Raw genomic sequence first — 12570 nt, forward strand, 5'->3', positions numbered from 1 at the left:
CCCGGCGAGCAGCACCTCTCCGACGAGGACGACGGGGGGACGACGAGGAGTGGGCCGGGGGGATCCGCAACGAGGCCGGGCCCCGGCTAGATCCGCCGCACCCGTGCCGCCAGCCGGCTTCCCAGGCGCCTGCCGAAGGTGCCCGGCCGGCGGCGCCAGGTCCGGAACGCCTCCGCCGTGCGGCTGCTGCCGGTCCGTTCGGCGGCCTTCTCCACCGCCGCGATCTCGCTGCCGGACAGGTCGTGCACCACTGGACGCAGCACCTCCTCCAGCAGCGCGGCCCGGGTCTCGCTCCAGGCCTGGCCCGCGTGCGGGTGGGAGGTCCAGACGGTGAAGCAGTCGGCCACGTAAGCCGGTTCGGCCCGCAGCCGCGCCAGGACGGTGTCGTGGCGGGCGGCCCTGCCGTAGGCCGCGATCAGGTCAGGGTCGTCGCTGTGCACGAATGCGTACAGCTCCGCCTCAGGGCGTTCCGGTGCGAGCAGGATGTGGGCAAGGGTGCCGTAGGCGTGCTCGAGCACAGTGGGTTCCACCGGCTCGGCGCGGGCGCGCAGAGCCTTTGCGCGGTCGGGCCAGCCGGGCGGCGACTCGCCGGACCTGACGTCGCGGGCGAACTCCAGCAGCCGCAGCGCACCGCGGGCCCGCGCGTCGATCTCCTGGGGGAAGCAGCGCAGCAGATCGTGGGCGAGTTCGGCGGCCTCCGCATCGTCGGAGGGCGCGGAGAGTGCCGCGGCGACGAGGTGTGACCACGTACCGGCCGTCCGGTGGGAGTCGGAGCCGGACTCGCCGAGCAGGAGCCGCGCCTCGCCCGCCGTCGGGGTGGCATCGCCCCAGATCAGCCCGACGGCGGTACGCAGTACCAGCGGCTCGGCGAAGGGCGAGAACCCGGCGGCGCGCAGCACCGTGTGCAGCGCCATGATGCGGTCGGAGCCCTGCTCCTTCGCGCGGGGTGCCTCTGCGCACATCCGTAGATGCGGCAGTGCCTGCGCGCCGGTGAAGGGGAGGGCGACGCGGGTGAGGAGTTCTTCGGCGGCTGAGGGGGCGGTCAGGGCGAGCTGGTCGAGTTCGCCGAGGAGCGCCGTGCGGACGTCGAACTGCTCGTCCAGGAGGTCGAGCAGTGCGGGGCCGCTGCCCGGCTCCGGAGCTGCGAGCAGAGTCCGGGCCATGTGCCGGGCGACCGAGGGAAGTTGGTCCGTCAGATCCATGTCGAGGAGCCGGGCGATCCGGAGCAACTGCACCTGGCGCCCGATGGTCTCCCCGACCGTGGATTCCGTCGTTTCCGAGGTGAGCTCGGCGAGCAGGTCCGGACCGAGCTCCTCGGCCAGCTCCTTGACGGCGGCGGGTTCGGCGAACGCCGAGCGGGGCGGGAGCGCGAGCACGGCGTCGCTGCGCCGCACCGCCTCCGTCACCAGCAGTGCCGCGAGCGGTGCCGTTACGCCGGCAGGGACACGTCCTTCGAGCGCCGCCAGCAGCCGGGCCACCGAAGCGGACTCGCCGGCGGTACGGTCGTCGGCCGGTGCCGTGAGCGCGGTGGTCAGCCGGTGCACCTGCTGTTCGTCCAGCGCGTACGGCCTCTCGGCAGCCCAATCGGCGGCTGCGGCACGCCCGTCCGGGCCGAGCGCGATGCCCGCGTGCAGTGCGGTGAAGGCGAGTGGTCCGGCGGCGAAGGGTTCGCCGGGCAGCTCTGCAGCTGCCCGGAACAGTTCCGGTGCGCGGCCGCGCCAGATCCGGGCCACCGTCTCCGCCCAGGCATCGTCCACCGGACCCTCCGGAGCGCGGCCGGCGCACGCGTGCACACGGAAGCCCGGGCCGGTCAGCTCGTGCGCGTCGTCCGGCAGTACGCCGATCACCTGGTGCGGGGAGTGCGCCGGGCGGCGGGTGTACGTGGTGAACGTCAGCCGCTGCGCGTCCTCCGGCGGGAGTACGGCCCCGGCCAGCGCGATCCACCGGGCCACGTCCGCGCTCTGCCGCTCCGCGAGGACGATCTGCGCCGACGACGGTTTCTCGCTCACCCTGCGCAGATCGGCGAAGACCGCCGCCAGCCAGGGGCTGCGGGAGACCGCGAAGTCGTTGAGAGCCTCCTGCCCGAAGGCGGCAGAGGCGGGGAGGGACGATATGCGGTCCGGTGTACCGCCGTCGGGCGTGGTCGATGCCCAGTTCGGCGACCGCCACGCCGTGATCGGGAGCGCGTCGCCCGGAAGGCGCGTGCCGGCCGGAAGATGTACCGCATGCGCGTGGAAGTGACCGGCACCGGAACCCCCTACTGCCACGGTGCGGCTCAGCAGATGGCTGCCGTCGGACAGCGCACTGAAGCTGAACGTCTCCGGAAACGACCGGAGTTCAGCAGCGGTCGGATGGTACGGCGCCCCGGCCGGAGGCTCGTAACCGAGCAGCTGCTCCGCCTCGGTCAGCACCGGCGTGGGTATTCCGCCACCCACCGCCGTGAACCGCGCGCCGACCCCGTCTTCCTCTGCCGAGGCCGAGGTGTAGTGCAACTGCGCGAGGCTCATGCGTCGGCCCTCTTCGTCCTTGCCACGTACGTCCCCGTGCGTCAGCACGCCCCGCCCTCGTCGGCCGTCCGTCATGGACCGGCCGTACGGGCGCGGCGACGACCCCGGCGGGGAACGGTCCGCAATCGCGGGAGCGACGCTATCAAGGTGCGGCGGGGCCGCAGGCACGCTGCCGAAACGTGATCTGGGCAACAATCCCGGGCCGGTCGGTCCAGCGGGACGAGGTACCTGTCGTACGTAACCTCAGGCTTGGGCGGCGTAGGCGACGAAGCCGGTCCAGGAGGCGGGGGAGAGGGTGAGCTGGGGGCCCTCTTCGATCTTGGAATCCCGGACGTGGACGGTGTCGGGGCAGGTGGCGACCTCTACGCAGGAGTCGCCGTCGGAGCCGCTGTAGGTGCTTTTGAACCAGGCCAGTTCGGATGTACTCATTGCGCTCCTCGCATTCGCTCGAGCAGGCTCCTGGAGTCGACGGGGGTGAGTGCCTGCGAGCGCAGTTTCGCATACCGCTGAAGCGTGATGCTGACCTCCTTTGGGTCGGAGATCAGCATTCCACCACGCTGTCCCTCTGCGTAGCCGAACCACTTGTTGTCCTCGGTCTCAAGTACCTGCAGCGGTCCGTCAAATCCTGCGTGGTCCGGCTGCAGCAACGGCATGATCTGCAGTTCGATGTTGAACCGTGTGGCTTGCTTCAGCAGATGGTCGATGAGTTCCCGAGTCACTGCGACACCGCCGGTGCCGCGCTCAATTAGTGCTTGTTCGATGATGAAGCTGAAGGCGATGGGCGGCTTGCGCTGGAACAGTTCTTGTCGCCGCAGCCGAGCTGCTACTTGATGGTCGACCTGCTCCTCATCCTTGACCGGTGGGACGCTCGCGGTCACCGCCCGGGCGTACGACTCCGGCTGCAACAGGCCTGGGATCACTCGGCATTCATAGGTGCCCAGGCTGGTCGCAATCTGTTCCAGCTGCGCCCAATGCCGGAACCAGCTCGCCAGACCCCGCTGCCGCGACAAGTGCTTCGCCGCAGCCTTGATCACGCCGAACGCATCCAGTACCTCCTCCGCCCGGTCCACGAACGCGGGCGGTGGGAACCGGCGCCCCTGTTCGATCGAGGCGACCGTCGGCACCGAGTACCGCACCCTGGGGGCGAACTCCTCCTGCGTGAGCCGCGCCCGCTTACGGAAGACCTTGATCACCTCGCCGAACGCCTTCAGACCGTCCGAAGGCTCCGGCTCCCCGTCCGCACCCGTCGTGCCGCCCGTGCCACCCGCGCCGTCCGTCATGTCCGGCCACCTCCCGTGCCCGCCTGCCCTGCCCCGGTCCGTAACTCACCTATAGTCACTGACTGTTACGCGTACTGTCGACCCGCTGTACTCGTACGGTGACTCAGCGTACGAGTTCGTTAGCTGGTGGAAGGGGTTTGACGTCCGTCACGGTGGGCGCATGGAAGCACCCTCCGCCCCTCAATTGGCCGTCACCGTGCGTGTGTTCGTTCAGCGATTCAGCTCCACGCCGCGCGGCGCCCGGCTCGCCAGAAAGCTTGCCCTGCACCAACTGAACGACTGGGGCGTCCCGTACGGCGGTGACGCGTCCGAGGCCGCCGCGCTGATCGTCGCCGAACTGGCGGCGAACGCGGTGACGCACGGCCGGGTGCCGGGGCGGGACTTCGAGTTGAGGATCGTCCATGCGCCGGGCGACGTGCGCACGCTCGGCGTCCTGCGGATCGAGGTCACGGACACCCGGGGCGAGCGGCGCCCGCCGGGGCCGGGGGAGCTGGTGGCGCCACCGCCCGGTTCCGGCAGCGGGCACGGGTTGATCCTGGTCGAGGCGCTGGCCGACCGGTGGGCGGTGCTGGACCACGTACAGCCGGGCAAGACGGTCCGCGCCGAGCTGGACCTGCTGTACTGATTGCGGTGACCGCTCTCACCGGGGCGCCGCTGTACCTGCTGGTCGACCGGGTGGAACAGAGCGTCACCCTGTTTGCCGGCCCGGACGGCTGGGCTACACACGGGTGGACGGACCGCATCCGTTCGGGACCGTGTTGCACCTTCCGGGGCCGGTCGATCTGGACCGGGATACCGGCGAGTTGTGAGCGTAGAGGTCCAGGGGCGGTGACCCGAGCACGCCATGGGCGTTAGCTTCAGGCCTTGAGCACCGGGCCTGTCGGTACGAGTCCCGATCACCATGTGTCCGGGCAGGGCGAACCGAGTTCTCGGGACCAGGTATCGCGGAGAGGGTCACGGTCACAGCCACTGCATTCGGTCTGTACGTCACCTCACATTGCAGCTGTAAATTGGACTGTGTGATGATCTCCCCCATGACCATGGGTGGGGATGGAATGCCGGGGCAGCAACGACCGCTTCGTCTGGCCGACTTGGCGGCCCCGACACCGGTTTCGTGGGTAGCGGACGAGGCGTCAGGTGTTGACGCTCGCAGAGAGTTCGCGGTGCTGCTGGGCGAGTTCCGGCGTACGTCGGTGTTGGTTCCCCTCGATGCCTCCGGGAGTCTGTGGTCGGCCGACCACAACGGCGTGCGGTGGATCTGCGCGTTCTCCGACGAGCAAGCACTGGCCGGATTTGCCCGCGCACAGGGCGCCGCCGATCGGGAGTGGACGTACCGGACGATTTTGGGCGCGCGACTGCTGGACGTGATGGTGCCGCTGCTGCCGGGGCCGGCCGGGGTGGCACTGGACGCGGGCAGTACGGACGGGATGCTGTTCCCGCCCGTGGCCGGGATTGTGGAGAAGTTCACGACACTCCCCACCGACTGGATGCGGGCCGCGGACGCCTTCGACGACGCGGCCAGGGCCCTGGAGGCGTATGCCACGACTGTGACCTGGGCGCAGGGCAAGGCGCAGGAGGCGATCGCCCTCTACAAGCAGGGCAACGAGACGTCGAAGTCGGCGGCCACCGCGTACAACAAGGAGGTCGACGCCTACAAGGACGCGTACGACAGCAAGGACCCGCTTCCTGAGCCGGGCGCGTTCGTGGACCCGGGCACGGCCCAGCGGGATCGCGCGCAGGAGATCCTGGCGGATGCCCGCAGCCAGCGCGACGAGGCGGCCGGCGCGGCGCAGAGGGCGGTCTCGGCGGCCCTCGCCCATGCACCGGCGGAGCCCTCCGCGACGGACCGGGCGAAGTTCGACCTGGCGGACTACGGCACCGGTCAGGGTGTGGAGCTCATGCACTTCGGCGGCGGCATCGTGAAGGGCACCGTCGGCATCACGAACTTCGTCCGCTCGATTTACCCGCTCGACCCGTACAACGTCTCCCACCCGGCCGAGTACTACAAGAGCGTCAACATGACCCTCGCCGGACTGGCCTCCACCGCAGCCCACCCCGACCGCGCTCTGAAGGGCGCGTGGGAGTCCGCCAAGGGGGATCCCAGCGAGTTCCTCGGCCGGCTGGTACCCGAACTCCTCACCACCAAGGGCGCCGGAGGGTTCAAGTCGTTCCTCCGTGCGGGGCTGAAGGACGGCGTCAAGGAAGGTGCCGAATCCGCTGCCCGAAGAGGTGTTCACGACCCTGCCAAGTCCTCGAAACCCGACAAGGGTGTGGAGACGGACCCGACGGACCCGGTCGACCTCGCCACCGGCACGATGTATCTGCCGCAGACGGACATAGCCCTGCCGGGCGCGCTGCCGCTGGTCTTCCGCAAATGAGCAACACCCCAATCTCCTGTGGAGATTACGAGCGCGCAATTCGGCTTACGAATCCAGGAAAAAAGATTGTCATTTCAGATGGTGGATACTCGGGCCCTCTCTGGTGAAATTAGCTCAGGATTGGAACTGGAATGCCATCACTGGCACGGCGCTCCATGCAGGTTCTCAGCGAGCTCGGTGAGCTCGCCTGGTTCAAACTCACCTCAGAGCGGCACCCGCTCTACGGATACCAACAGCTCCCGTTTCTCGGATGGCGTTTCAGATCTCCACAGGAAGGGGTCGAGGGGGTAATTCAAACCGAAGTGGATGCCACGCGAACGCGAGTTGACTGGGCATTTGTCACATCCGAAAGAAATTGGTATCTAACACCTTCTCGCCTCGTTAGCGAAGTCGAAAGCAGAGGTAATGGAAAATTCCATGAGATCATGTATGAAATCGCCGTGGAAGACCAAGAGTTTTGCGTGAACGCTCTCGCCGATCTCGAAGGCATTGTTCACCGCCTGGAGAGCCGATTTCGTACGATCCCGAAATCTGGTTCCTCTGAATGACATAAAAAAGGATGCAATTCGATGCCCGACAGTCGGGCTCGGGACTGGCGAATCTCCCTTCAATTATGCGGTCCAGCGATTCTCGAAAGAAAGGCCCCTTCGTCGGCTCCATCCCCTCTGATGGCCATCCGTGCCGTGGCAGGCGTCGATGCGCAGCCGAATGTCACGATCCAAGAGTCATGATCTGAAGCCACCGAACAGATCGACCGCCAGATTCCTGGTGCAGAGGAACACTATTGCTATGTCAAGTCCCTGGGTTAGCCTCTTGCGCAACCCCTCTCCACTCTCTTCGCTTTACTCAATAATTCCACCACTTCGCGCCGTCAGGCTGAGATCAATCCACCTCAACTGGCGGGGCCCCGCTTTGACATTGCGAATCGATCTGCCCGCCTTCCCAGAGAAGGCGCCGGCTAATTGGCTGACAAAAGGCCACGACGCAGTGCAACTCCATCTGCAATTTTTGGCCGTCAGTGATATTTCAATAAATGGCTGGATTCCGCCCGTACAAGCAGATATTGCGATCTCCCCCGTGGAAGATCATCGAATCCTTGTAGAAATTGAGGGAACCGAAATAAAATCTTCCTTCATTAGTAGCGACTCCATCATCATCGGACACATCGGCGCGTTCACTACCTCTGCTGATGGATTCGACGGGGGTGATCGTAGCTTTCTCAGGCCGCTCGATTCGCGCCGATTTGATTCGCTCCCTGACGTCTGCGAAGGGACGTACTATGAGCGCATCTAGTTGGTTGGAATTCGTGGATAACCCACAAGTAATCCAGGAATTGTATGACAGTGAACCGGATCTGAGCTCAAGCGATCTGTTCCATGTTCTTGTGGATGAGCGCGGTACCAGCATCACTCTAGGATTCCAAACGGATCAGACCCCTGTGCGCCACGGGCTCGATTGGGATCCCAGCGACGTCAATTCGTTCGAGTTCTACCTGACATTCTTCGACGTTCAGGAATTCACCGTCAAGGGGTGGGGTGCGCCCGCCCAAAAAGAAATTACCTATTCACGCAGCGCCACCGGGAATCTCTCGGTGACGATCGTTTCCGTAGGTACCTTCCTTGAGTTTCAGGCACGGGCCGTTTCTGTCACTAATATGCGGATGGGCTTGGTCTCACGGGGTGAGTAGGCGAATGATTTCTCTACCCCGCCACCGCACGTCGGTGACCACTACGCGGTGTTGATCACGGTGGCATGGACCGCGCGTGGACTGGCTAAGCGCCCTGCAATCATGTGGTCTAGCGATTTGGGAATCCATGCCCTGGGTTGAATCGCTATGAGGGGATCAGTGATGTGCTCGGATGGGATGTCTCGAAGTTTTCATCGGACCAGATATCGCACTTCCTCAAGGAGGCGTGCAGGCGTGGCGGATTCTAATCGGCTGCAGATTTACTCCGAAGAGGAAGTCGATGCTCTGGGTGGAATTTACGTAGCCCGGTGCGTGGGCGGCGTCGTGCGCGTGGGGCAGATCTTTACCGTTGAAGGCATTTCTGAATTCGCAAGCCCGAGTCCTCGGTATACTCTGACGAAAATAGAGCGGTACGGTAGGTTCATCGACTTCTTCGACCCTCCTCACGCCGCAAAAGTCTACCTTTCTGCCGAGTCTGTATCAATGCTTGAAAGAGGATCCATTCTTTCCGCTGTCCCGGAATGAGAGTAGGGGCAAGGGGCCTGCGCTTCACGCCATCTCTCGGTGACGATCGTTTCCGTAGACACCTTCCTTGAGTTTCAGGCACGAGCCGTTTCTGTCACTAATATGCAGGTGGGCTTGGTCTCACGGGGCGAGTGGACGATTGAATTCTCTCCCGCCACCGCATGCGTGGCCGCGACGCGGTGTTGATCACGGTCACACCGGCCGCGCCCTGGGTGACGAGGTGGAAGCGGACACGGTCGTTCAGTTCTATTTGGCGTAGAAAGCGTTTGGCAGATGATGCCAAACGGGGTCCTCGGGCTTTCTGCGGTGATCTGCGGCAGATAATCACATCTCCTTCAAGGGAATTTCGTGCAGAAAGAATTCGTTACTCCGGACCCTCGGGACTTCGTCAACGCCTTGGGGGTGGAGCCTGAGATTACCGGCGACACTCAATGGACCTTGAAGTTGTTCGACGTCACTAGCGAAGACCTGACCTTCTCGTTCGACTCGGTCGGCCAGTCGGTCAGCGTTTCCTGGTGTACCTCAACGGGCAGGGATATATTGAAACTGTTCAGGGAGGGTGCGACGCTTTTGCGTATAGTTGAAGAGGGTGGAGAGACGCAGCTTGTGACTGAATTCGAAACGCAGGACACTGCTGGTGAGCTCAGGGTGTGCATCTTTCCCGAAGTGAGCATTACCGATAATTCACTCTTCTCTTGATCTGCTTGCTGTCCCCTTCCCTCTTTTGCTGGAAATGGCTGGAGTCTCTCGTCGGTGAGTGTGTAATCAAAGACCTGAGTAGCCACCAAAGAAATATTGGGATGAAAAATTCCCGACATTCGGCTTCGGCCGAATACCCTACGGGGAGGCTAAATCATGACCGCCCTGGAATCCGTGAAACCTGTCGCTGGCGGGTAATCGCAAACGATGCGAGAGGGGCTGTGGGCATGAATCCTGGTGGCAGCGACATTCGTGCTGCTTTGAAGAAGCAAGGAATGCTGGTTATTGAGGGGGAAATTCCGGCGACTGCACCTCCCCGCTTGTCTGCCATCCTCGCGGTGACCGGTTTCTACGTCCAAGCGACAGTTTCAATTCCTCAGTCAGTCTCAGCTGTTGAGGGCCAAGTCGATCGACACTGGCACGAACAGGCAAATAGGATCCGTCTGTATGACGATGACGGGAAGCTCCTCCTTCGACTCTCGGATCCAAATAGTGAAGCCCGAGGGTGGATTCAAGTAAAGGATCTCGTCAATGAAAGACTCCCCTCCCGGGTGGAGATGGCCACCGGGTATCGTGAATTCATTGCGGTCTCGTTGGATGGAAAAGAACTCTGCGCAGTATCGATCGAAGACGAAGAGGACTGGATCGTTACACACCATTTTTCGTGACATGCGCGACCGGGCTGAATGATTGTCGTCCGCCGAAAGGATTTCGGCAGCACGCCCCGATCATCGGGGCAAGAAAGGGACTTGCGGCGCTCAACGAGGGGTTAACGGCCGCCACTCCCTCGCGCGGAAGATCTCCCACGGCACGAATGGGCAGTTGTACCAGCGCTACCAGGACGGCGTGGAGAGCCTGCTGACCGAACTACTGAGAGAAGGCCAGCCACCCGCCCGGGAGATCGACGCGCGGTGACGAAGTCGACCACCGATCGAGGTACGGCGGCCCGGAAGCTCCAGCCTTGCGATGGTCAGCCCCTCGTTCTCCGTGGGCGGTGCGGTTGCCGATGTCACACATCGGCCTGAGCCGACCGTCCCCGGAAGAGGCGGTTCGACGTCCGCCCTCCTCCGCATTCGTCAGGCTCAACGTTGCCCGGACAGTGGAGTCGCGGCACAAGCCCGCCCGCGACGTCTCCCACGGCAGGCGCGGGCAGATCATGCAGGCGTACCGCGAGGGCCAGGAGGACCAGCTCGGAGCTCTCGGACCGGTCCTGAACGCCTCGGTGCTGTGGACCACCCGCCACCTGGACGCCGCCGTCGAGCAGCTGCGTGCGCTGCCCGCCGATCAGAGCGAGCACCAGCTCCTGGAAGGAGGATGTCGCCCGGCTCTCCCCGCTGCGCCACGCCAACCTGAACGTGCTCGGCCGCCACACCTTCCGTGACTCCGTCCCCGTCGGCGGGCAGCTGCGGCCCCTGCGCGACCGGGACACGGCCGGTCTGAACGAGGACGACGACGGGGAGCGCCTGGCACCAGAAGCCGGCCAGGGGCGCTGATCAGCGTCCGGGCCGCCCGCTCCGTGAGCCGTGGCGGCGGCAGGAAGTCACGACGGAAGAAGACGCCACCTCGGGGGCGGGGGCGGGTCATGCGGTGGGGTGCAGGGAATCGAGCCAGCCGATCAGGAGGCGGTTGACCTCGTCGGGGCGTTCCTGCTGGAGCCAGTGGCCGCAGCCGTCGAGGATGTGCGAGTCGGACAGGCCGGGGAGTGTTGCCGGGTAGGCGTTGATCGCGTCGGCCATCCAGGTCGTGGAGGCGTCCAGGCCGCCGCCGATGAACAGGGAGGGCTGCTTGACGGGGGCGCCGCTGTACGGGGCGAGGTCTTCCCAGTCGCGGTCCATGTTGCGGTAGCGGTTGAGTGCCCCGGTCATGCCGGTGCGCTCGAATTCCCCGGCGTACACGTCGAGGTCGCCCTCGGTCAGCCAGGAGGGCAGTCGGCCGCCGGGGAAGCGGTCGCGCAGCTGTCCGCCGGTGCGGTTCACGAAGTGCGGGTCGGACTCGGCCTGCGTCGGCATGGTGTCGGCGGACAGGGCCGCGTAGAAGCCCGCGAGCCAACCCCGGACGTCGGGCTCGATCTCGGCCTCGGCACGGCCGGGCTCCTGGAAGTACGAGACGTAGAACTCCTGGGCGCCGCCCATCTGCGCGAAGACGTCGGTGGGGCGGGGCCCGCCGGGCGGGGCGTAGGGGACGCTCAGCAGCCCGACGGCACGGAAGACCTCGGAGTGGAGCAGGGCTGAGGTCGCCGCGATGTTCGAGCCCCAGTCGTGCCCGATGATCACCGCTGTCTCCTCACCCAGGGCGCGCACGAGCGCGACGTTGTCCTCGACCAGGGCGAGCATCCGGTACGCGTCCGTCGCGGCCGGCTTGGAGGAGCGGCCGTAGCCGCGCACGTCGAGAGCGACGGCCCGGTACCCCGCCGCAGCGAGTACCGGGAGCTGCCGGCGCCAGGAGTACCAGGACTCGGGGAAGCCGTGGACGAGCACGACCAGCGGCCCGGTGCCCTGCTCGACCAGGTGCAGCCGCCCGGCGGGTGCCTCGATGGTGCGGTGGCGCAGGTCGGCGGACGGCGTGGGCTGGTGCATCGCTTCTCCTCGGTTCACGGGCGGCCGCGGTTACGCACCGATCATGCGGTGCGGCGGCCGAGAGACGCGACTCTCCTTGCCATTCGGGCAAACTTGCAGGACAGGGCGGTGGACGCGGCCCGGCTGGAAGGAGCGGGGCGACGATGACGGACGACGGCACAGCCGACACGCTGGCGACGGTGGGCCCCCGGCTGCGGGCCGTGCGCGAGCGGCACGGTGCCACGCTCACCGGCGTCAGCCGTGCGACCGGCATCTCCCTGAGCACGCTGTCGCGGATCGAGACCGGCCGGCGCAAGCCGACCTTGGAGGCGCTGCTGCATCTGGCGAAGGCGTACGGCGTCTCGCTGGACGAACTGGCCGGCACCGCACCCGCCACGTCGGCCGTAGCGCGTACCTCCGCGGCGCGGCGGCCGGGGGAGGACAAGACGGTCTTGCCGCTGACCCGGTACGTCGGCGGGCTGCACGCCCACAAGCACGTCCTGCCCGCCACCGGCGAGCAGCCCCTGCGGCCGCGGCAGGTGTCCCACGAAGGGTACGAATGGCTGTGCGTGCTGTACGGACGGCTATGGCTGGCCCTCGGCGAACGCGACCTCGTCCTCACCGCCGGGGAAGTCGTCGAATTCGACACCCGCACCCCTCACGGAGTCGCGAACGCCGGACCTGACGGACCGGTCGAATACCTGGTCATGTTCGGGCCCCAGGGTGAACGCCTGCGACCGCACACCGACGTCGACGCCATCGCACCAGGCCGACCGGAACCGGGTGCGAGTAGGTGAGGCAGAGGATCGGACCGGATTTCGGCGGTAGCGGTCAGCTTGAAGTGAGCTGCTCCGGGCACGGCCGGAGGCGCGGAGTTCCTGCAGGTCGGGGATGTGGTTGTAGTGGGTGCCGGGACTGAGCCGAGGAGCCTGGCGAGGT

13 protein-coding genes and 3 pseudogenes are annotated in these 12570 nt (G+C 65.7%); 12 read left to right on the plus strand and 4 right to left on the minus strand.

What is annotated here, in order from left to right:
- Positions 1-86: 86 nt before the first annotated feature.
- From ACIA8E_RS03655 to ACIA8E_RS03665, 3 genes are all read right to left on the minus strand, one after another.
- Entirely contained in the window at positions 87-2507 is a 2421-nt protein-coding gene (locus ACIA8E_RS03655) for a GTPase-associated protein 1-related protein (RefSeq protein WP_399295036.1), read from the minus strand.
- A gap of 243 nt (positions 2508-2750) precedes the next feature.
- On the minus strand, positions 2751-2936 hold the full coding sequence (locus tag ACIA8E_RS03660; RefSeq protein ID WP_399294008.1) for a DUF397 domain-containing protein: 186 nt from the start codon (positions 2934-2936) through the stop codon (positions 2751-2753).
- Complete coding sequence (locus ACIA8E_RS03665) at positions 2933-3787, minus strand: Scr1 family TA system antitoxin-like transcriptional regulator (RefSeq protein ID WP_399294011.1); 855 nt, start codon at positions 3785-3787, stop codon at positions 2933-2935. Before ACIA8E_RS03665 ends, ACIA8E_RS03660 begins: the two co-directional genes overlap by 4 nt.
- 160 nt (positions 3788-3947) lie before the next feature.
- On the opposite strand from ACIA8E_RS03665, the gene ACIA8E_RS03670 reads away from it, so the two are divergent.
- The 11 genes and pseudogenes from ACIA8E_RS03670 to ACIA8E_RS03720 all read left to right on the plus strand — a co-directional run.
- The gene (locus ACIA8E_RS03670) at positions 3948-4412 is read left to right on the plus strand and encodes an ATP-binding protein (RefSeq protein WP_399294013.1); all 465 of its coding nucleotides are present in this window, start codon (positions 3948-3950) and stop codon (positions 4410-4412) included.
- Between the two features lie 20 nt (positions 4413-4432).
- Positions 4433-4596, plus strand: a pseudogene (locus tag ACIA8E_RS03675) (Uma2 family endonuclease); the annotation flags it as partial.
- Positions 4597-4821: 225 nt separating this feature from the next.
- Positions 4822-5244: pseudogene (locus ACIA8E_RS03680) on the plus strand (SseB family protein); the annotation flags it as partial.
- 30 nt (positions 5245-5274) lie between these two features.
- Positions 5275-6165 (plus strand): putative T7SS-secreted protein, encoded by an 891-nt coding sequence (locus ACIA8E_RS03685; RefSeq protein ID WP_399295038.1) that lies wholly within the window; start codon positions 5275-5277, stop codon positions 6163-6165.
- Positions 6166-6296: 131 nt separating this feature from the next.
- On the plus strand, positions 6297-6713 hold the full coding sequence (locus ACIA8E_RS03690) for a hypothetical protein (protein ID WP_399294016.1): 417 nt from the start codon (positions 6297-6299) through the stop codon (positions 6711-6713).
- A gap of 241 nt (positions 6714-6954) precedes the next feature.
- A complete protein-coding gene (locus ACIA8E_RS03695) occupies positions 6955-7458 on the plus strand; it encodes an Imm50 family immunity protein (RefSeq protein ID WP_399294019.1) in 504 nt (167 codons plus the stop codon).
- Positions 7445-7852 (plus strand): Imm50 family immunity protein, encoded by a 408-nt coding sequence (locus tag ACIA8E_RS03700; protein ID WP_399294022.1) that lies wholly within the window; start codon positions 7445-7447, stop codon positions 7850-7852. The genes ACIA8E_RS03695 and ACIA8E_RS03700 overlap by 14 nt, the downstream gene beginning before the upstream one ends.
- Positions 7853-8086: 234 nt before the next feature.
- Positions 8087-8377: a hypothetical protein gene (locus ACIA8E_RS03705; RefSeq protein WP_399294025.1), complete on the plus strand. Its 291-nt coding sequence runs from the start codon at positions 8087-8089 to the stop codon at positions 8375-8377.
- 348 nt (positions 8378-8725) lie between these two features.
- The gene (locus tag ACIA8E_RS03710; RefSeq protein WP_399294028.1) at positions 8726-9076 is read left to right on the plus strand and encodes a hypothetical protein; all 351 of its coding nucleotides are present in this window, start codon (positions 8726-8728) and stop codon (positions 9074-9076) included.
- Between the two features lie 227 nt (positions 9077-9303).
- Complete coding sequence (locus ACIA8E_RS03715) at positions 9304-9744, plus strand: hypothetical protein (RefSeq protein WP_399294031.1); 441 nt, start codon at positions 9304-9306, stop codon at positions 9742-9744.
- 413 nt (positions 9745-10157) lie between these two features.
- Positions 10158-10569: pseudogene (locus ACIA8E_RS03720) on the plus strand (Tn3 family transposase); the annotation flags it as partial.
- A gap of 87 nt (positions 10570-10656) precedes the next feature.
- Here the strand turns inward: ACIA8E_RS03720 and ACIA8E_RS03725 are convergent.
- Complete coding sequence (locus ACIA8E_RS03725) at positions 10657-11652, minus strand: alpha/beta fold hydrolase (RefSeq protein ID WP_399294034.1); 996 nt, start codon at positions 11650-11652, stop codon at positions 10657-10659.
- Between the two features lie 143 nt (positions 11653-11795).
- On the opposite strand from ACIA8E_RS03725, the gene ACIA8E_RS03730 reads away from it, so the two are divergent.
- Entirely contained in the window at positions 11796-12428 is a 633-nt protein-coding gene (locus ACIA8E_RS03730) for a helix-turn-helix domain-containing protein (protein ID WP_399294037.1), read from the plus strand.
- Positions 12429-12570 lie beyond the last annotated feature (142 nt).

The organism is Streptomyces sp. NPDC051664, assembly GCF_044453545.1.
Classification (GTDB): domain Bacteria; phylum Actinomycetota; class Actinomycetes; order Streptomycetales; family Streptomycetaceae; genus Streptomyces.